Origin of the sequence: Rathayibacter sp. AY1A3, from assembly GCF_002930975.1 — a bacterium.
Taxonomy (GTDB): domain Bacteria; phylum Actinomycetota; class Actinomycetes; order Actinomycetales; family Microbacteriaceae; genus Rathayibacter.
On record NZ_PSTO01000004.1, the window covers coordinates 112,494 to 130,060 of the forward strand.

Genomic DNA, 17,567 nt, shown 5'->3' on the forward strand with positions numbered 1-17,567 from the left:
GCAGATCCGGCTCCGGTCAGCGGACCGCCAGCATCACGTCGACGACCGTGTCGAGCAGCAGGTCGACCTGCGCCTCGGCGTACCCGCCGCGCTGCGGGGCGAAGGAGACGGTCCGCACGTCGTCCACGGTCAGCACCGATCCGTCGCGGAAGTAGCCGGAGATCCGGTCGGCGAAGGCGTCGACCTGGCGGATGTTGTAGCCCGTCGTGAGAGCTCCGGCCCGGGTGAACCGCTCGCGGGGAGCGCGGGCCAGCCGGTTCACGATCTCCTGGGCGGTCGACCGCGCGTCCGCGAGCCACGCCTCCTCGCCCCGGGCCGCGATCGCGTACTGGCGCTCCCGCAGGGCGAAGGCGTCCTCGAGGCGCTCGAGCGCCGCATCGACGTGGGGCGCGGAGTAGCCGCCCTTGCGCAGGGTGAACGCGGTGTGGCGCAGGTCGGCGGCGCGCAGGTCCGCCGGTCCCCCGGAGAGCTGCGAGTAGGCCTCGCGCGCCGACGCGAGGAAGGAGTCGACCTCGGCCGTGTCGTAGCCGGGACGGGACTCGCGGGCTCGGGGGAAGGGAGCGGTCATCCCGACATCATGCCAAGCCGCGCGCCGGGAGCGGAATCGGCACGCCCCGGTGAGGCGTGCGCTCAGTGGGCGAAGAGGAAGTACAGCACGTAGGCCGCTGCGGCCGACGGCAGGATCGAGTCCAGCCGGTCGAGGACTCCCCCGTGGCCGGGCAGCCAGGAGCTCATATCCTTGATGCCGATGTCGCGCTTGATCAGTGACTCGGCGAGGTCGCCGAGCGTCGCAGTGAGCAGCACCACGGCCCCGAACACCGCACCGACCCACCAGGGCTGGCCGAGCATCAGCAGGGCGAGCAGGACGCCGACGACGACCCCCGCGACGGCCGCACCGGCGAACCCCTCCCAGGTCTTCTTCGGGCTGATCCGCGGTGCCATCGGGTGCTTGCCCCAGGTGAGTCCGCTCACGTAGGCGCCGGTGTCGACGACGATCACGAGCACCAGGAACGCGAACGCCCAGAGCTGGCCGCCGGGCTCGGCGACGAGACGGATCGCGAAGGCGCCGAGGAAGGTCGTGTAGCCCTGGACGAACGCGCCGAGGCCGATGTCGAGGGCGAGGTCCCTCCGGCTGGAGGCGGTGCGCCGGAAGAGCTGCTCCCCCAGCCGCCAGAGGCCGACGAGGACGGATCCGCCGAGGACCGTGGCCCACGCGGCGCCGAGGCCGCCGTAGTAGGCGGCCGGCACGGCGACGACCGCCACGATCCCGGTCGGGATGCGCGGGATGTCGCGACCGGCGTGGCGCAGGGCGTTCGAGAGCTCGAGCGCCGCGAGCAGCACCACCACCCCCGCGAGCACCATGAAGAGCTCCTTGACCAGCAGCAGGCTGACGACCATCGCGCCGCCGCCGAGGAGTCCGATCGCGGTCGCCGACACGAGGTTCCGGCCCGAGCGCGCGGTGAGGCGGTCGTTCGTCGCCTCGAGCTGGGCGCGGGTCGCCTCGAGCTGGCGCTCGACGTCGGCCCGGCCCTGCTGGGCGCGCGCACGCAGTGCGTCGCGGGTGACCATCCGGGATCCCCGGGCACCCGGGACGTGCGGAGACGGTCTCTTCTCGCCGCCCTCGGGTCCTTCGGGGATCTCGGGCACCGCTACACCTCGAGCAGTTCGGATTCCTTGCGCTTGAGCGCCTCGTCGATCGCGTCGACGTGCTGCTTCGTGAGCGCCTCGAGCTCCTTCTCGCCGCGGGAGAGCTCGTCGTCGCCGATGTCGCCCTTCAGCGCGTCGAGGTCGTCCTTGCCCTTGCGGCGGATGTTGCGCACCGCGATCTTGGCGTCCTCGGCCTTGGTGCGGACGATCTTGACGAACTCCTTGCGGCGCTCGGCGGTGAGCTCCGGCAGGGTCACGCGGATGATCGTGCCGTCGTTGGTCGGGTTCGCGCCGAGGTTCGGCATGTCCCGGATGGCCTGCTCGATGTCGCGCAGCGAGCCCTTGTCGTAGGGCGTCAGGACGAGCGTGCGGGCCTCCTGGTTCTGCATCGAGGCGAGCTGCGACAGCGGCGTCGGGGTGCCGTAGTAGCTCACCAGCACCTTCTGGAACATGCCGGGGTTCGCGCGTCCGGTGCGGACCGTGGAGAAGTCCTCCTTGGCGACCTCGACGGCCTTGCCCATCTTGGTCTTCGCGTCGGCCAGTACATCCGAGATCACAGGGAGCTCCTTAAGAGAGGGAAGTGGTCAGTCTAGTTCGAGACGAGCGTGCCGAGCTCGGCGCCGCGGATGGCCTTCGCGACGTTGCCCGAGGGCTCCATGCCGAAGACCTGCATCGGCATGCCGTTGTCCATGCAGAGGCTGAACGCGGTGGAGTCGACCACCTTGAGGCCCCGCTGGAGCGCCTCCTGGTAGGTCAGCGCGTCGAGCTTCTTCGCGTCGGGGTTCGTCCGCGGGTCGGCGTCGTACACGCCGTCCACGCCGTTCTTGGCGACGAGGACCACGTCGGCGTGCGTCTCGAGCGCGCGCTGCGCGGCGACCGTGTCGGTCGAGAAGTACGGGAGTCCGGCGCCGGCGCCGAAGATGACGACGCGGCCCTTCTCCATGTGCCGGATCGCCCGGCGGGGGATGTAGGGCTCCGCGACCTGCGTCATCGCGATCGCGGACTGCACGCGCGTCTCGGCGCCCGCCTGCTCGAGGAAGTCCTGGAGGGCGAGGGCGTTCATCACCGTGCCCAGCATGCCCATGTAGTCGGCCCGGCCGCGGTCCATGCCGCGCTGCGAGAGCTCGGCTCCGCGGAAGAAGTTGCCGCCGCCGACGACCACCGAGATCTCCACCTCGGTCGCGGCATCGGCGATCTCGCGCGCCAGGGCGCTGATCACGTCCGGGTTCACGCCGAGCGTGCCGGCTCCGAACGCCTCCCCCGACAGCTTCAGAAGCACCCTGCGGCGCTTGCCCGTCGTCATCGCATCCGTCTCCGTCATGGACGTTTCCTCCCGTAGACCCGTACAAACCTATCCCGCGCGGAGCGGACCCCGCGACCACGCCCGGGGCCGCCCCGGGCAGAGCGAAGGGAGCCCGGGTCGACTGAACGACCCGGACTCCCTCCTGCAGTGCTGTTAGGCGCCGACCTTGAAGCGGGCGAAGCCCGACACGGTCAGGCCCGCGTCGCTCAGGACCTTGCTGACGGACAGCTTGTTGTCCTTCGCGTAGTCCTGGTCGAGCAGCGCGACCTGCTTGAAGTACGCGTTCACGCGTCCCTCGATGATCTTCGGCAGGGCGGCCTCGGGCTTGCCCTCGCCGCGCGAGATCTCCTCGACGATGCGGCGCTCGTTGTCGACCTCGGACTGCGGCACGTCCTCGCGCAAGAGGTAGGACGGGTTCGCGAACGAGATGTGCTGGGCGACGGAGCGCGCGGTCTCGGCGTCCTCGCCCGCGTAGCCGACGACCACGCCGACCTGCGGGGGCAGGTCCTTGTTCGTCTTGTGGAGGTAGATCGCGAAGTGCTCGCCCGAGACGGAGGCCACGCGGCGCAGCTCCACCTTCTCGCCGAGGATCGCGGCCTCGTCGTTGATGAGGTCGGCGACGGTCTTGCCGTCGGCGGGGGCCGCGAGGGCCTCCTCGACCGTGGTGGAGCCGGCGGCGACGACCGCGGCGAGCACGGCGTCGGCGAGGGCGATGAACTTCGTGCCCTTGGCGACGAAGTCGGTCTCGCACGCGAGCTCGATCATCGTGGCGACGCCGTCCTTCTCGGCGGCGGCGACGAGGCCCTCGCTCGTGGAGCGGTCGGCGCGCTTCGCATTGCCCTTGGCGCCCTTGAGGCGGAGGATCTCGACCGCCTTGTCCAGGTCGCCGTCGGCCTCGACGAGCGCGTTCTTCGTGTCGACCATGCCGGTACCGAGCTGCTCGCGCAGCGTCTTGACGTCAGCGAGGCTGAAATTTGCCATGTTCTCGGAACTCCTCTTGGTTCGGAAACCCTGTGGCGCCGTCACTCGCGGCGGGCTCACGGGAGGAGCCCAGCACGCCGAGGTGACGGCGGTTCTTACTCGTGGTGAACGTGCACCGACCGATCGGGGGCCGGACGACCGCGGGTGCGGCGTCCGACCCCCGTCACGGAACGGGGTGTCAGGCGGTGGCGGTCTCGTCGGTCGAGGTCTCGTCGGTCGAGGTCGCGGCGGCCTCGGCCTCGGGGGCCTCCTCCGCGGCGGGGGTCTCGGCCTCGACGACGGCCTCGTCGGCGGTCTCGGCCTGGGCGTCGGCGACCTTCTCGGTCTCCGCGCCGGCCTGCTCGTTCGGCTCCTGCACGTCGGCAGCGGGCGCACCGGTGGAGAGCAGCTCCTGCTCCCACTCGGCCAGCGGCTCGACGGCGGAGACGTTGCCCTCGGCCTCGGGCTTCTGGTGGCGCTGGATGAGGCCCTCGGCCGCGGCGTCGGCGACGATGCGGGTGAGCAGGCTCACCGAGCGGATCGCGTCGTCGTTGCCCGGGATCGGGTACTGGACCTCGTCCGGGTCGCAGTTCGTGTCGAGGATGCCGATGACCGGGATGCCCAGCTTCTTGGCCTCGTCGATCGCGAGGTGCTCCTTCTTGGTGTCGACGACCCAGAGGGCCGACGGCGTCTTCGAGAGGTTGCGGATGCCGCCGAGCGACTTGTGCAGCTTGTCGAGCTCGCGCTTCTTGATGAGGAGCTCCTTCTTGGTGAAGCCGCTCTTCGACGTGTCGTCGAAGTCGAGCTCCTCCAGCTCCTTCATGCGGGCGAGGCGCTTCGAGACCGTCTGGAAGTTGGTCAGGAGGCCGCCGAGCCAGCGCTGGTTCACGTAGGGCTGGCCGACGCGGGTCGCCTGCTCCGAGATCGCGTTCTGCGCCTGCTTCTTGGTGCCGACGAAGAGGATGGTGCCGCCGTGGGCGACCGTCTCCTTGACGAAGTCGTAGGTCTTGTCGATGTAGGCCAGCGACTGCTGGAGGTCGATGATGTAGCTGCCCGAGCGCTCGGTCAGGATGAAGCGCTTCATCTTCGGGTTCCAGCGACGGGTCTGGTGCCCGAAGTGGACGCCGCTGTCGAGCAGCTGGCGCATGGTGACGACTGCCATGAGTCGTTCTCCTTGTCTCGGGGCCCGGGCGCACGACGGCGCCGAACTCCCGTTCGGTTGTCTGCGACGGCCGGTCGGCACGTCGCCCTGGCGCCCGGCGCACTCCCACCCCGGCCGCGTGAGCGGAGAGGGACCGTGGGGAGCGGAGGCCGAATGGGCGCGCGTAGTCACCCCGACGAGCGAGGTGCTCCATGGAGTCTAGCACCAGGACGGCCGCCTCCCCCGCTGCTGCGGGAGGGCGGCCGTCGGGGCTCGGAAGACCGGTGCTACTTGCGCGCCGACTTCATCACGGTGCGGATGTGCAGGGTGTCCATCTCCTCCAGAGAGCGGCCCTTGGTCTCGGGCACGAACATGAAGACGAAGACGAACGAGATCGCCGCGAAGGCGGCGTAGAGGCCGTAGGCCAGGGTGAGCGACACGTCCTGCGAGAGGATCGGGAAGGTCACCGTGATGGCGAAGTTCGCGATCCACTGGGCCGATGCCGCCAGGCCGAGGGCGGCCGCCCGGATCCGGTTCGGGAAGATCTCGCCGAGGAGGACCCACACCAGCGGGCCCCAGGTCGCGCCGAAGAAGACGACGAACGCGTTCGCCGAGACGAGGGCGATCGGCCCCCACGCGCCGGGCAGCGAGACGTCCTCTCCGCTGATCGTCGACTGGCTGAAGGCGATGGCCATCAGCGCGAGCGAGACAGCCATGCCGGCCGAGCCGACCAGCAGCAGCGGCTTCCGGCCGACCTTGTCGACCAGGAAGATCGCCACGAAGGTGACGACGACGTTCACGACCGAGGTGAAGACCGAGATCGCGAAGGAGTTGGACTCGTCGAATCCGACTGCGCTCCAGAGCGAGGTGGAGTAGTAGAAGATCACGTTGATGCCCACGAACTGCTGGAACACCGACAGCAGGATGCCGACCCAGACCACGGGGAGCAGGCCGAGGGCGGGACCGCGGAGGCTGGAGCGCTTCGCGTTCTCGGAGTCCTCGTCGATCTTCTTCTGGATGTCCGCGAGCGCCTCGTCGACCTCGTCGCGCGGCGTGACCGTCGCGAGCACCGCGCGGGCGTCCTCGGAGCGGCCGCGGGTCGCGAGGTAACGGGGCGATTCCGGCAGGGTCAGGGCCAGGAGGCCGTAGATGACGGCCGGCACGGCGCAGGCGATGAACATCCAGCGCCAGGCGGCGACGCCGAACCAGAAGGGCTCGGAGGCGCCGTCCGCGCCGTTCGCGATGAGGGTGTCCGAGAGCAGGGCGGCGAAGATGCCGAGCGTGATCGCCAGCTGCTGCAGCGACGCGAGGGCGCCGCGGATGGCCTTGGGCGCGATCTCCGAGATGTAGGTCGGAGCGATCACGGAGGCGATGCCGATGCCGAGGCCTCCGACCACGCGCCAGAGCACGAGGTCCCAGACCGCGAACGCCGCGCCGGCGCCGATGGAGGAGATGAAGAAGAGCCCGGCGCCGAGCAGCATGACCTTGATGCGGCCCCAGCGGTCGGCCAGGCGGCCCGCGAGGTACGCGCCGAGTGCGCAGCCGAGCAGCGCGGAGGCGACGGCGAAGCCGATCAGGGCGGCCGAGAGCTGGAACTCGCCCTGCACCGCCTCCACGGCACCGTTCACCACCGACGAGTCGAAGCCGAAGAGGAAGCCGCCGACCGCCGCCGCGATCGCGAGGCCGATCACCTTCCTCTTCAGCTTCGCCGCCGAGGGGTTCGGGATGTCCGCTCTCCCGCTGGTCGTGTCAGATCGTCCGCTGGTCATGGTCGTCTCCGATTCTCGCCGCCGGTGGGGGCGGGGTGCCGCTCCCGAGCCGGATCACCGGCACGTTACTCCTCGCCGCGGCACCGCCGGGACGGGTTGCGCTCTCCCCCGGCCGATGTCCTCCCTCCACAGCCGTGCCCGTCGCGCTCTCCTCCCCTGATCCGCTCGGCCGACCACCGGTCCCGGACCGGCTCCAGGAGGGTGGCCGCATGCTCCGATCCCGACTCCTGCGCCCGGGCGTGTTCGCCCTCGCCGCTCTGCTCGTCGGGGCGCCTCTCGGCGCCTCGCCCTCCGGCACCTCGTCCCCCGGCCGGTCCGACCCGCGGTGGAATTCACCCGTCCCGGGGTTCTCCGTCGTGGAGCCGTGGGGCGCGCCGGTCCACCGCTACGCCCCCGGGCACCGCGGGATCGACCTCGCGGCAGCGGCCGGGCAGCCCGTGGTCGCCGTCGCGGCGGGCACCGTGTCGTTCTCGGGCAGGGTGGTCGACCGGTCCGTGGTGAGCATCGTGCACGCGGACGGTCTGGTCTCGACGGTCGAGCCGGTCGACGGATCGGTGACGGCGGGGCAGGTCCTCACCGCGGGCCAGCCCGTCGGAGCAGTGGGTGCGGGCGGCCACTGCGACGGGAGGTGCGTGCACCTCGGCGTCCGCGAGGGTGGCGACTACGTCTCGCCGATGCGGTTCTTCGGCGGGATCCCCCGGGCGGTGCTTCTGCCGATGGACGACGTGTCGCCGGGTGTTGAGCGAGTGGCGCGGAAGGGTGCGTCCGGTGACTCGCGCGTCCGGTCAGGCGCGGGGGTGGGCGAGGCGGTAGGCGTCGCGGATCCGCTCGGTCGAGACGTGGGTGTAGATCTGCGTGGTGCCCAGGCTCGCGTGGCCGAGCAGCTCCTGGACGGCGCGGAGGTCGGCTCCGCCGTCGAGCAGATGGGTCGCCGCGGTGTGGCGGAGGGTGTGCGGGCCGGACGGTCCGGAGCCCTGCCCGCCGTCGAGGAGCCTCGCCACCACGCCGTAGACCGTGCGCGGGGTGAGGCGCGCGCCCCGCCGTCCCAGCAGCAGGGCCCCGCTCCCGTCGCCGGTGGCGAGAGAGGGTCGGGCGCGCTCCAGGTAGTCGACGAGCGCCTCCTTCGCGGGGACGCCGAACGGGACGACCCGCTGCTTGGCGCCCTTGCCGGTGACGAGCACGGTGAGCCTGCCGAGATCGACGTCGCCCAGGTCGACGGCGACCAGCTCGGAGACGCGGATGCCGGAGGCGTAGAGCAGCTCGACGATCGCGAGGTCCCGCAGCGCCACCGGGTCCTCTGTCGCGCCGCGCGCCGCGACCGTGTCGAGCACCTGTTCCGCCTGCGGGAGCGTGAGGACCCGCGGCAGTGTCCGTCCCGACTTGGGCGTCTTGAGGCGTGCGGCGACGTCGACGGGGAGCCGCTCGGTCCGATGCGCCCAGGAGGAGAAGGAGCGGACGGCCGCGGTGCGCCGGGCGAGGGTCGCGCGGGCGATCCCCGACTCCGACTCTCGCCAGAGCCAGTCGCGCAGCAGCTCGAGGTCGAGCTCGGCGGTGAGGAGCCGCCCCTTCTCCTCCGTGTGGGCGATCAGGCGCGCCAGGTCGGAGCGGTAGCCCTTCGCGGTGGCGGGCGAGAGGGACCGCTCATCGAGGACGTACCGGAGGAAGTGCTCGACCGAGTCGGCGAGCGTCTCGCCGGTCATGATCCGTCCGGCATCCGCGACCAGTGGTCGATGCGCCCCTGCTCGTCGAGCCCCTCGAGCCGCTCGATCAGGTCGGTGCCGAACCGCGTCGCGATCGGGGCCGGCGCCGTCGGCACGAACGAGGCGGCCACCGTCTCCGGGTGGACGTGGACGAGCGAGAGGCTCTGCGCTCCGTCGATGCCGGCGAGCTCACGCTCGGGCGCTCCGAGATCCATCGTGTAGCTGGTGGCGCCGGCCACGAGCACGGGCACGCCCGCGAAGGTCGCTGCCGTGGGGTAGTGCAGGTGGCCGCCGAGGATCGCGCGGACGTCGGTACCGCGCACCACCTCCTCGAGGCGGTCGATCCCCCGCAGCTCGAGCACGGTCATCGCGCCGAGCGGCGTGGGCAGCGGAGGGTGGTGCAGGGCGAGGATCGTCCCCAGCGGGGCCGGTGCGGCGAGCTCGTCCTTCAGCCAGGCCAGCTGGGCGTCGGTGAGGTCGCCATGGTGGAAGCCGGGCACCGCGCTGTCGAGCGCGATGAGCCGGAGCCCGCCGAGGTCGACGACCTGGTCCACGGGTCCCGCGCCCGCCGGGTCCTGCTCGAGGAGCACCCGCCGGAAGGCTCCGCGCTCGTCGTGGTTGCCCATCACCCAGACGATCGGGCAGCCGAACCCCTCGCCCACGGGGTCGAGCTGCTCGCGCACGCGCCGGTAGGCGTCCTCCTCGCCGCGGTCCGCGACGTCCCCGGTCACCACGATCGCGTCCAGGCGTCCGCCGCGCTCGGCCAGCCGGCCGACCGCCTGCGCGAGGCGGGCGACCGTGTCGACCTTCCCGTAGAGCGGAGCGCCGTCGGCCAGCAGGTGCGTGTCGCTCAGATGCGCGATGACCCTGTCGGCGGCGCGGAAGTGCCCGAGCTGCGGGCGCTCTCCGCCGTGTCCTGCTGCCGTGGCGTCCATGCCGCTCCCCTCGCCGATGCCCCTTCAGCGTAGGGCGGACCGCCGACAGCGCCGCGGCGGCGGGGCCGCTCACCCGGGCGCCCGCTCCCAGTCCCCGTCCTCGGAACGGTGGACGCGTCCGTCTGCGAGGAGCGCACCCAGCGCCGACAGTGCCGAATCGAGCGATTCCCCGGAGAGCCGGGCGACGGTTGCGGCGTCACAGCCTCCTTCGGATTCGACGACGGCCAGGACTCGCGCCTCAGCCGCGGTCAGCGCTCGGCACGATCCGTCGGCGTCGCCGACGGCGAGCAGTTCGAGCACATCCGCCGGCGAGGTGACGCAGGTCGCCATGTACTCGCGGAGGAGCCGGTGGCAGCCGGCGGAGGAGGCACTGGTGACCGGGCCCGGGACCGCGCCGAGGGGGCGGCCCAGGGCAGCCGCGTGGCCGGCGGTGTTGAGGGAGCCGGAGCGGGCGCCGGCCTCGACGACGACGGTGCCCGCGGTGGAGGCGGCGATGAGGCGGTTGCGCTGACGAAACAGCAGTTATATGCGTGGGCGAGTCGGCCTAGCTACCGGCGACGGCGCCCCCTGTTCTACCTTTGGCAAATGAAACTGATCTCGGAGCAGACGAGGTTTCCTCGCACACGTTTTCCGCATACACGTATTATTGAGATCGTTGATCTTTTCGAGGAGGCGGCGGAAGCAGAGGCCACCCGGGCGTTCAAGGTCGAGTTCCCAGACGGGACGGACGAAACCACAGAGAAGCGCTGGGAACAAAGGTACTGGTCGAAGTACATCACTGTCCGGGTAACGCGAGGGATGACGATAAACTCCTATGGTTCACTAGAAGAACTCCGACGACTAGATCCCGAGTACGATGATATTTCTCTCGACATATCCTTGAATCGCTACAGCCTTCGCTTTTCAACTTATTCGGATGTGTCTGATCTCGATTTGCGGCTCGATGAAGAAACGTACTCAAAGGCTCTAAAGGTCGCTCGCACCGCGGCAGACGAGGGTCAGATTCCTGTATTCGACGTCCGCGAACGCCCTGCTATCTTCCTCGGCCACGGCGGAACATCTGACTCCTGGCGCATCGTCGTGACCGAGCTAGAAAAGCATTACCCTATTCAGACATTCGAGAGCAAACCTAGATCCGGTCTGGGAATTCAGAACATCCTAAAAGAGCTGCTCGATACCTCGAATTTTGCGGTGCTTGTGTATACGGCCGAGGACGAGCAAGCAGACTCTACCCTACGCGCAAGACAGAATGTCGTGCACGAAACAGGTTTATTCCAGGGCCGTCACGGATTTGAGCGAGTGGCGTTGCTCGTTGAAATGGGTACTGTAAGTTTCTCGAATATGGACGGCTTGCAGTACATCCCCTATCAACGGGGCCGGATTCTCGATGTCGTTCCGCAAATTGTACAACAGATCGAACGAGAGTTTCCAGAGTAACCCGCTTGCGATCATTCTAAGCAATATGTTCACAATAGTACCGCTTGAATCTTCGCAAACGACCTACTTGGCGGAGTGAGCACCTGGCTTGCGGGCCACTCCCGCGCGAAGCTCGATCAGGGGAGCCGGCTGCTCTTCGATCTTCTCGTCCCTCTTAGAAAGCGTGCCGTCCGTCTGAGCGCGGACTTCCTCGATTTTCTCGCCCTGCTTGTCTATAGCGACAGAGAACCGTCCTGCCGTTACCGCCGTGATGAGCACCGAGACGATGAGGTCGACGAACGTGGGGGAAGCGTCGGGCCGCTCCCCCAGGATGAGTGCGCTGACAAGTCCGACGATCCCGGGCGCGTTAAGACAGTGCGGCGAGTCGGCGTCGGTGGTCAGAGCTAGCGTCCGAGCATGGCACCAAAGATGAGCGAGTACCCAGTCCCGTTCCCCGGAGACGATTGGGAGGTCGAGGTCTACTCCAACGCGGTGCGGTTGACCCTCTGGCACCACGCGGACGGCAGGCGCGTCCTGCACGGGGAAGTAAAGTACATGAAAAGCCTGGTCAAAGCACCCTTCCTCCCTTACGCCGCGGAGTCGCTGGGACAGTTTCCCCGCCTCAACGCTGCTTTGACCCTGGGAGACGCGCTCCAAGCCTTGATCTAGATCGGCCAGAAGGCCGTCCGGACAACCGCTTCCCGCAGGAGACGTTCACGGACGATGGGCTCGCTTCGAGACGGATTCGTGCTCTCTGTGCGCTCTCGGCCCACGAAACTGCGACCGTCTTCGTCGTCCCGTTCGACGTAGTATGTCTCGGGAACGTCCGCTTTGAAGTGGTTACCTTCGGGGTACATCCTGTGAATGTCCCACCGTTCGTGAGGCGTCTTCCTGATGAGCCAGCGCTCGCCCGTCCGGGTTGACTGGATCACGAACGTCGGTGCGGTCTCCAGCTCGTGATCGTCCCCCAGAAATGCGTCAAACTCGAGGGTGTCGGGGTTCCAGGTAGTGATCGCGTGGTCAGTCATAACCGCACACTACTCGATCCAGTGAGCACCCTGCTTGCGAACCACGGCCGCACGAAGCTCGATCAGCTAGGCCTCCTGCTCCGCAATCTTCTTGTTGCTTTTGGAGTGGATGTCGTTGGTCTGAGACCGGACCTCTTCCATCGGCTAGCCCTGCTTGCCGATGACCACCGACAGCCCTCCTGCAACTGCGACCATGCTCAGCACGGTGACTGCCAGGCTAGTGAAGGTGGCGCTCGCTTCGGGCCGCTCTCGGATGAGGATGAAGGCACCAAGCAGCGTGATGACGGCGGCGCTGCCGAACAATATGAAAAAGATGTCTGGTTCCTGCGAAGGTACCTCTGCGGGTGCCACTGGCAGGGATCGCAGGCGGATTGGGCGAGCTGTAAAGAACCGTCATTCTTCGCGGGCGGCGAGGTTCTTGCCTGTGAAGAGCTTGTAGATCGTCCAACGCCACGACTGCAGGATTCGCTCAAACTCCCACCACTTTACCCGCCATGTCAAGTATTTGCGATCGGTCCCCTCCCTGCGCCACCATACTTGATTATTGGAGTCGAGAAAGTGGGCGTAAAGCTTTGTTTTTTTTGGGTCCATTGGTGAAAGTAACTCCACCTCGGTCGAGGCGCCGGGTGGAATTATAGAGTCGCCGTTGTAAAGGATTTGCTGTTCGAGACGTCGAATGGAATACGGCTTGTTCATGAAGCCGAGAGCAAAAACAGGAGTGTTCCCGACATTGTACACAGTGAAGATATAGCGCCACCGCGTGCCGTCTGCTTGAGTGCTGATCGAAGTAATGAGGTTGTTAGCCTGCTGACGCTGTTCCCTGCGCCGATCGTTGCGAAGGATCTTTAGTCCCAGTCCGAACGCCAGGAGTGTTCCAATGCCGCTAACCCAGTCGGCGAACTCTCCCGGGGTCAGACCCAGCACATCTTTGACGAGATCCCAGAAGCCATCCACGTTCGGAGCTTAGCGTTGCGCCTCCACCACGTCGTCCACGAGCATCTTCGCCCTGCATCGTGGGCAGCGCAGGCAACGAACCAAGTACTGCCGGTGAGGCGTATGCGCGACCAGGAGGAAGAGCTTTGGAGGATCCGCCTGGTCCAGTCGCAGGGGCTGCCTACCTGCGTCTGTGACATGTGGCACGGCTGGGTTGTGTTCGGAGGAGACACGCTCTCGGATCCCACAAATGCGTTCTTCTCATGGCGTACGCAGTAGAAGCGGGCGCGCCAATAGACTACCGTTACGCGCCATGAGCGGCCTTCAGCGCCCGCCACGACAATGGTGGAGTGATGACTCGAAAGACATCCAGCAGCTCACACTTCCTTCTGACAGCCGCGTCCATCTGGACCGGGACTTCCGAAGTTCTCGGAGTGTACAAGTCGCGGAGGGCGGCGACGGAGGCAGCGAACTGGGACCGTCTTGAGGCGGCAGAGCTGGGCCCGGTGCAACTCTCGATCTCAGAATGGAACGGCGCCGTCTTGGTGCACTCTTGGAAGACTTGTCCGCATTTCGCGTCCGAAGAAGGTGCCGTCAGCAGTTGGTCCTAAAGACGCTTGCGGTTCGCCATTTTAGGTCAAATGCGAGAGCCCCTTCCCCGGCAGGGAGGAGGGTTATCTTGCTTTGCGCTTACCACGCAAAGTGCGTCCAGCTTTGGAAAGCTTCTCCTTAGAATCCGCCGCTAGCTTTTTCTTACTCAACCGAGATCCAGACGGTTCTTTCAATGTCACTGTCTGCCCATGGCGAATGGAAGTACCTGAGGATGTAGTGCGCATCGTTCGCACTTTGACAAACCCAAAGTTGTCGAGCGCAGTACGCGCTTCGGTCAGATCGGTCAGCGAGCCGCTTGCCACAAACCTTACAAGAAGGTTGCTGGCGCTACTTTTGTCAAGTGCGAGAGCAGCTTCGGCACGCTCCAAGTTCGCTACAATCACTTTCGCAGGCAAAATTCGCTTTTGGCGCTCGGCACGGTGAAGTATCTCCCGAGTTAAAGCCGCCGCAGCGGAGCTTTCAAACTCAAGAACGTATCTCGACTTGAATCGCGGCTCACGTCGACCCGGGTCGGGTAGGGGCGTCTCAGGATTTGGATCCTCGGCAGGCTGCGGGGCTTGCGGCGGAGGATCTTCAAAAGGTCACTTTTTCGGCCACCAGGAATCTTCCGCGGGCTCGAGTCTTGGGTCCAAATTGACTCTCGCTATCTACCCGTATATCCAAACGACTGCGGACCAGCAAGCAAGCTGAAGCGCACCGGCTACAAGCAAGGTTGTGTAAACGCCCCGCACTCGGCGCAGCGGCGCGGAGTTTTCATCGGCTTTATTGCTGTAAGTAATAGCAAGGTTTCGATAGTAGGATTTTTCAGAAAGGCTGGCCGGGTCGATCCAATCGTCGACCAGAACTTTTGCAGTGTTCCGAAAATTCCAGCGTTCTTTCCGGAAAAATGGCCAAGACTTTTTGAAGGTCACTGCGAGAAGAACGCCGACAAGCGCAAATATTGTGGCGCCTGATGTGGCGGTTGCAATCCAAGACCAGATGAAGAAGGCAGCATCACGGTCAGTCGACGACGCCGCTGCCAAGCTCGTCCCTACAAGAAAAGCTGTGGCGCTCCCTACAAACGCGACAAACGTGACCGATCGTTGCCGCATTGACTCAAGTTCTGCGACCTGGTCGTCTACTGTTCGCTTGCCCTCGCTGTAAGCGTCTTCGTACATGTGCACGCGTTCGTCCTCGTTCGACGGCGCCGCGGAACCAGGGTTCTTAGACGGACCGCTCGGAGGCTTCATGGTGCAACTCTAGACGAGCGACTCGCGGAAAACCGAGATTCCGCCGTACGCGATCGTGCCCGCAGTGCTCCGGGGTCCGATCGACCTCGAACGGCGCAGACCCCCCCCAACTTGGAGTTTGCGATCCCCCGTCGCAGCCCGTCCGTTCACGCCCTGTCGCTGCCGCCGACGCCTGCTTGACCACCGGCGGTGCAGCGGCGCAGCGGCGCGCCAGGGTCTGGCGGCGGTGATCTGAGGCACGGTGGCGCGCCGGTCGGCTCGATCAAGTCTGCAGGGCTCGGTACAACGTCGGACGGCTCACCCCCAGCGTCTTGGCTACGTGCGAAATCGAGTCGCCTGAATCGATGAGCTTCCTTGCCGATTCGACTCTCTTCGCGTCGAGCTTCCGCGGACGTCCGCCCGTGCGACCGGCCGCACGAGCTACGGCGAGACCGGCGTTCGTCCGCTCAACTAGCTGGTCCCGTTCTAGCTGAGCGAAAGCAGCGACGATCGTCAGCATTGCCCGTCCCATGGGACCTCCGGTGTCGATCCCTTCGGTCAGGGATCGGAAGTGCTTTCCCTCCATGTCGAGGTTGTCGAGCAGGTCGAGGACGTTTTTGACGGACCTCCCGAGCCGGTCGAGCTTCCAGACGACCAGAACATCGCCACGATCCATCGCGCTGAGAGCTTTCTCCAGCCCCGGACGGGAGGCCAGGGTTCCGCTCACGCCTTGATCCTCGAAGACCTTCGTGATCCCAGCACGCTCCATCGCCTCGCGTTGAAGGTCGAGGTTCTGCTCCTTGGTCGAGACGCGAACGTACCCAATCATTCGGGAGGTCTGAGGAGAGGTCGTCATACGGCAACTGTAACGGAAGGGCTGTAACATTCTCGAGCGGTTTCGGTCATGAGTTTCGTGGCACCTTCGGACACGCCTCCGTACTCAGCGACGCTGCAACGGCCGACGATCGTTTTCGGACACGCCCTCCCACGGTGGCGGCCGGAACGAGCTGATCGTTGGCCATACTGAACTGACGATCTCAATTCGAGACCGCGATCCGACGACGAGGTGGCAGATGGCTCAGATTGATTGGACCCGCGGCGAAATCATCTTGGCCACCAGCCTCGCCAACGCCCACGAGTGGCGGCAACTCTCCGAGGATCACCCAGACGTCGTGAAACTGTCGAAGTTGCTACGAGCCGCGAAGCTCCACCCCGTTTCTTCCCGCGATGACGCGTTCAGGTCTCCGGGCAGCGTCCGACGGAAGATGGCTGACATCAGGACGAAGCACCCCAACTACACGGGCAAGCCAACAAAAGGCAATCAACTCGAACATGACGTCCTCCGAGACTTTCTTGACGACCCCGCGGGTATGGCTGCCGAGACCGATGCGGTCCGCGCTGCGTTGCAGTCTGAGGATCTGGACGTGCCGGAGGCTCTGGAGCTACGCGAGAGCGTCTTGGAGGGCCGCGTCCTTCTCGTCCGACACCAGCGGCGCGAGCGCTCGCCTGCGCTGAGGAGGAAGAAGCTTAAGGACTGCGAACGTCGAGGCCAGCGAATTGCCTGCGAGGTCTGCGACTTCGACTTCCTCGTCACCTACGGAGATCGCGGGCGAGGGTACATCGAGGTTCACCACGTCCTTCCCCTACACGTCTCCGGCGAGGTAGCGACCGAGCTAGAGGACCTCGCGCTCCTCTGCTCTAACTGCCACCGAATGGTGCACAAGACCCCCTGGACCACGCCGACACAACTACGAGTAGTAGTCCGAGCCCAGTCGTCGGCAGGAGGACCGCTGACCACCCCCCGACACACCGATGCCCCCTCACCAGGAGAACAAGTGAGGGGGCATTGGGTGAACCTGGGGACCTAGGCCAGGTGCACCCCCGAGTGGAAAGGAACGAAGCACTCGGGGTGGTCTAAGGGTCAGCGGGTCAACGGCGGGGCACCTTCACCGCGGCTTCGCTGTACGACGCTGTGCGTCGGCATCGACGGGCCGAACTCGCGCTGGACCTCCCGAAGGGCCTGAGCCTGCTCGTCGCGTCCTGGGAGACGCCATGCCCGCTGACGGGCATTCTCCCGAGCTTCCGACCACTCGGGGGTGCCACGGATGAACTTCGACATACCCTCGGGCCACGGACCGCGCCCGATCGGGGCGGACAGGTCGTCGAGAGTCGAGAGCCATGCCAAGAGCTGGCCGTTCCGATCGAGACCGGCCTCCAGCACCTCGTCGGTGACGATGAATTCCTGGCCCCGACTGAAGACTGTCGAGGGCGCCATGAAGGCAGTCGACAGGCGGACCGTGGTGCCGTCCTGGCGAACGTGGACAACCTGTCCGACGAGGCTGGCGGGTGTTTCACTCATGCTGATTTCTCCAGGGAGGCGGTGGTTGTGGTGTGACGGGCAGCGAGCCTCCGCAGGGCATCGAGATCCTGCGGAGGCGCTCCGGCCTGGGAGAGGTGGCTGAGGAAGACGTCGAGGTCGTCACCCGAGAGCGCCCCATCTCCGACCGTGAACGCGACCGCTCGGCGGAGAGCATCGGCATTGGCGAGGTCGTCCTCCGCTGCCTCATCCGTGATGCCAAGGCGATCGGAAAGGACTGCGATCAGGTCGGCTTCCGTTTTGATAGCGCGGAGGCGGAGTGCGTCATCTCCTGCATCAGCTGCCCGCTCCCGCACCTGAGCTGCATCAGCAATGAGGGACCGGATGTGTCCCGAGAAGCTTGCAACAGTCGCGGCACTCTCAATGGCGCTGAGAGCGGAGAACGTCGAGTGCACGTGGTTTGCGAAGTGCCGTGCGGCTGAGCTACCTGAAAAGCCGAAGTCTGCCGCTACTCCCCGAATGGAGCGACCCTCGAAGTAGGCGCGCTCTGCGTCATTCCGGCGATCGGAGGTACAGATGGTGCAGGCGCGGGGCATGT

At 66.4% G+C, this 17,567-nt stretch carries 20 protein-coding genes and 1 pseudogene; 3 read left to right on the forward strand and 18 right to left on the reverse strand.

The annotated features are described in order from the left end of the window. Nucleotides 1-16 precede the first annotated feature (16 nt). From C5C10_RS03135 to C5C10_RS03165, 7 genes are all read right to left on the reverse strand, one after another. Nucleotides 17-568, reverse strand: coding sequence for a DivIVA domain-containing protein (locus C5C10_RS03135; protein ID WP_104226865.1), 552 nt, complete (start codon nucleotides 566-568; stop codon nucleotides 17-19). Between the two features lie 62 nt (nucleotides 569-630). Then, a complete protein-coding gene (locus C5C10_RS03140; RefSeq protein WP_104328481.1) occupies nucleotides 631-1,569 on the reverse strand; it encodes a phosphatidate cytidylyltransferase in 939 nt (312 codons plus the stop codon). An 80-nt stretch (nucleotides 1,570-1,649) separates the two neighbouring features. Then, on the reverse strand, nucleotides 1,650-2,204 hold the full coding sequence (gene frr, locus C5C10_RS03145; RefSeq protein WP_104223893.1) for a ribosome recycling factor: 555 nt from the start codon (nucleotides 2,202-2,204) through the stop codon (nucleotides 1,650-1,652). Between the two features lie 32 nt (nucleotides 2,205-2,236). Further along, entirely contained in the window at nucleotides 2,237-2,950 is a 714-nt protein-coding gene (pyrH, locus tag C5C10_RS03150) for a UMP kinase (RefSeq protein ID WP_374952923.1), read from the reverse strand. 153 nt (nucleotides 2,951-3,103) lie between these two features. Then, nucleotides 3,104-3,931: a translation elongation factor Ts gene (tsf, locus tag C5C10_RS03155; protein WP_104328482.1), complete on the reverse strand. Its 828-nt coding sequence runs from the start codon at nucleotides 3,929-3,931 to the stop codon at nucleotides 3,104-3,106. A 178-nt stretch (nucleotides 3,932-4,109) separates the two neighbouring features. Further along, entirely contained in the window at nucleotides 4,110-5,072 is a 963-nt protein-coding gene (rpsB, locus tag C5C10_RS03160; RefSeq protein WP_104328483.1) for a 30S ribosomal protein S2, read from the reverse strand. 266 nt (nucleotides 5,073-5,338) lie between these two features. After that, a complete protein-coding gene (locus tag C5C10_RS03165; protein WP_104223897.1) occupies nucleotides 5,339-6,820 on the reverse strand; it encodes a sugar porter family MFS transporter in 1,482 nt (493 codons plus the stop codon). 209 nt (nucleotides 6,821-7,029) lie between these two features. On the opposite strand from C5C10_RS03165, the pseudogene C5C10_RS18405 reads away from it, so the two are divergent. Next, a pseudogene (locus tag C5C10_RS18405) lies at nucleotides 7,030-7,482 on the forward strand (murein hydrolase activator EnvC family protein); the annotation flags it as partial. Nucleotides 7,483-7,605: 123 nt separating this feature from the next. Here C5C10_RS18405 and C5C10_RS03175 read toward each other — a convergent pair. The 3 genes from C5C10_RS03175 to C5C10_RS18145 form a co-directional block, all read right to left on the reverse strand. Continuing rightward, complete coding sequence (locus C5C10_RS03175; RefSeq protein WP_104232497.1) at nucleotides 7,606-8,520, reverse strand: tyrosine recombinase XerC; 915 nt, start codon at nucleotides 8,518-8,520, stop codon at nucleotides 7,606-7,608. Continuing rightward, nucleotides 8,517-9,455, reverse strand: coding sequence for a phosphodiesterase (locus tag C5C10_RS03180; protein ID WP_104328484.1), 939 nt, complete (start codon nucleotides 9,453-9,455; stop codon nucleotides 8,517-8,519). Before C5C10_RS03180 ends, C5C10_RS03175 begins: the two co-directional genes overlap by 4 nt. Before the next feature lie 69 nt (nucleotides 9,456-9,524). Next, nucleotides 9,525-9,977, reverse strand: a complete 453-nt coding sequence (locus C5C10_RS18145; RefSeq protein ID WP_308471659.1) for a DNA-processing protein DprA — start codon at nucleotides 9,975-9,977, stop codon at nucleotides 9,525-9,527. 276 nt (nucleotides 9,978-10,253) lie between these two features. On the opposite strand from C5C10_RS18145, the gene C5C10_RS18150 reads away from it, so the two are divergent. Further along, nucleotides 10,254-10,892: a nucleotide-binding protein gene (locus tag C5C10_RS18150; protein WP_258060386.1), complete on the forward strand. Its 639-nt coding sequence runs from the start codon at nucleotides 10,254-10,256 to the stop codon at nucleotides 10,890-10,892. 63 nt (nucleotides 10,893-10,955) lie between these two features. On the opposite strand, the gene C5C10_RS17485 is transcribed toward C5C10_RS18150, so the two are convergent. The 6 genes from C5C10_RS17485 to C5C10_RS03205 form a co-directional block, all read right to left on the reverse strand. After that, nucleotides 10,956-11,528 carry a hypothetical protein gene (locus C5C10_RS17485; RefSeq protein ID WP_146082091.1) on the reverse strand — a complete coding sequence of 191 codons (573 nt, stop codon included), beginning with the start codon at nucleotides 11,526-11,528 and terminating at the stop codon, nucleotides 10,956-10,958. 8 nt (nucleotides 11,529-11,536) lie between these two features. After that, nucleotides 11,537-11,899, reverse strand: a complete 363-nt coding sequence (locus tag C5C10_RS03200; RefSeq protein WP_104328487.1) for a hypothetical protein — start codon at nucleotides 11,897-11,899, stop codon at nucleotides 11,537-11,539. Between the two features lie 144 nt (nucleotides 11,900-12,043). Then, nucleotides 12,044-12,250, reverse strand: coding sequence for a hypothetical protein (locus C5C10_RS17490; RefSeq protein ID WP_146082092.1), 207 nt, complete (start codon nucleotides 12,248-12,250; stop codon nucleotides 12,044-12,046). 42 nt (nucleotides 12,251-12,292) lie between these two features. After that, the gene (locus tag C5C10_RS17495) at nucleotides 12,293-12,853 is read right to left on the reverse strand and encodes a hypothetical protein (RefSeq protein ID WP_146082093.1); all 561 of its coding nucleotides are present in this window, start codon (nucleotides 12,851-12,853) and stop codon (nucleotides 12,293-12,295) included. Nucleotides 12,854-14,091: 1,238 nt separating this feature from the next. Then, on the reverse strand, nucleotides 14,092-14,673 hold the full coding sequence (locus C5C10_RS17500; protein WP_146082094.1) for a hypothetical protein: 582 nt from the start codon (nucleotides 14,671-14,673) through the stop codon (nucleotides 14,092-14,094). Between the two features lie 262 nt (nucleotides 14,674-14,935). Continuing rightward, the gene (locus C5C10_RS03205; protein WP_258060378.1) at nucleotides 14,936-15,508 is read right to left on the reverse strand and encodes a recombinase family protein; all 573 of its coding nucleotides are present in this window, start codon (nucleotides 15,506-15,508) and stop codon (nucleotides 14,936-14,938) included. 217 nt (nucleotides 15,509-15,725) lie between these two features. Here C5C10_RS03205 and C5C10_RS03210 point away from each other — a divergent pair, with 217 nt between their 5' ends. Continuing rightward, the gene (locus tag C5C10_RS03210) at nucleotides 15,726-16,520 is read left to right on the forward strand and encodes an HNH endonuclease (protein WP_104328489.1); all 795 of its coding nucleotides are present in this window, start codon (nucleotides 15,726-15,728) and stop codon (nucleotides 16,518-16,520) included. A 53-nt stretch (nucleotides 16,521-16,573) separates the two neighbouring features. On the opposite strand, the gene C5C10_RS03215 is transcribed toward C5C10_RS03210, so the two are convergent. Beyond that, nucleotides 16,574-17,011 carry a hypothetical protein gene (locus C5C10_RS03215; RefSeq protein ID WP_104328490.1) on the reverse strand — a complete coding sequence of 146 codons (438 nt, stop codon included), beginning with the start codon at nucleotides 17,009-17,011 and terminating at the stop codon, nucleotides 16,574-16,576. Then, nucleotides 17,008-17,565, reverse strand: a complete 558-nt coding sequence (locus C5C10_RS17505; protein WP_146082095.1) for a hypothetical protein — start codon at nucleotides 17,563-17,565, stop codon at nucleotides 17,008-17,010. The genes C5C10_RS03215 and C5C10_RS17505 overlap by 4 nt, the downstream gene beginning before the upstream one ends. Nucleotides 17,566-17,567 lie beyond the last annotated feature (2 nt).

Excerpts from the sequence above, each read along its gene's own strand:
- C5C10_RS03205 (WP_258060378.1), bottom strand. The coding sequence starts at position 15,508 with ATGACGACCTCTCCTCAGACCTCCCGAATGATTGGGTACGTTCGCGTC.
- pyrH (WP_374952923.1), bottom strand. The coding sequence starts at position 2,950 with ATGACGACGGGCAAGCGCCGCAGGGTGCTTCTGAAGCTGTCGGGGGAG.
- C5C10_RS03135 (WP_104226865.1), bottom strand. The coding sequence starts at position 568 with ATGACCGCTCCCTTCCCCCGAGCCCGCGAGTCCCGTCCCGGCTACGAC.
- tsf (WP_104328482.1), bottom strand. The coding sequence starts at position 3,931 with ATGGCAAATTTCAGCCTCGCTGACGTCAAGACGCTGCGCGAGCAGCTC.
- C5C10_RS03175 (WP_104232497.1), bottom strand. The coding sequence starts at position 8,520 with ATGACCGGCGAGACGCTCGCCGACTCGGTCGAGCACTTCCTCCGGTAC.
- C5C10_RS03200 (WP_104328487.1), bottom strand. The coding sequence starts at position 11,899 with ATGACTGACCACGCGATCACTACCTGGAACCCCGACACCCTCGAGTTT.
- C5C10_RS03180 (WP_104328484.1), bottom strand. The coding sequence starts at position 9,455 with ATGGACGCCACGGCAGCAGGACACGGCGGAGAGCGCCCGCAGCTCGGG.
- C5C10_RS17500 (WP_146082094.1), bottom strand. The coding sequence starts at position 14,673 with ATGAAGCCTCCGAGCGGTCCGTCTAAGAACCCTGGTTCCGCGGCGCCG.
- rpsB (WP_104328483.1), bottom strand. The coding sequence starts at position 5,072 with ATGGCAGTCGTCACCATGCGCCAGCTGCTCGACAGCGGCGTCCACTTC.
- C5C10_RS17505 (WP_146082095.1), bottom strand. The coding sequence starts at position 17,565 with ATGCCCCGCGCCTGCACCATCTGTACCTCCGATCGCCGGAATGACGCA.
- C5C10_RS03215 (WP_104328490.1), bottom strand. The coding sequence starts at position 17,011 with ATGAGTGAAACACCCGCCAGCCTCGTCGGACAGGTTGTCCACGTTCGC.
- C5C10_RS03210 (WP_104328489.1), top strand. The coding sequence starts at position 15,726 with ATGGCTCAGATTGATTGGACCCGCGGCGAAATCATCTTGGCCACCAGC.
- C5C10_RS03140 (WP_104328481.1), bottom strand. The coding sequence starts at position 1,569 with ATGGTCACCCGCGACGCACTGCGTGCGCGCGCCCAGCAGGGCCGGGCC.
- C5C10_RS03165 (WP_104223897.1), bottom strand. The coding sequence starts at position 6,820 with ATGACCAGCGGACGATCTGACACGACCAGCGGGAGAGCGGACATCCCG.
- C5C10_RS18150 (WP_258060386.1), top strand. The coding sequence starts at position 10,254 with ATGACGATAAACTCCTATGGTTCACTAGAAGAACTCCGACGACTAGAT.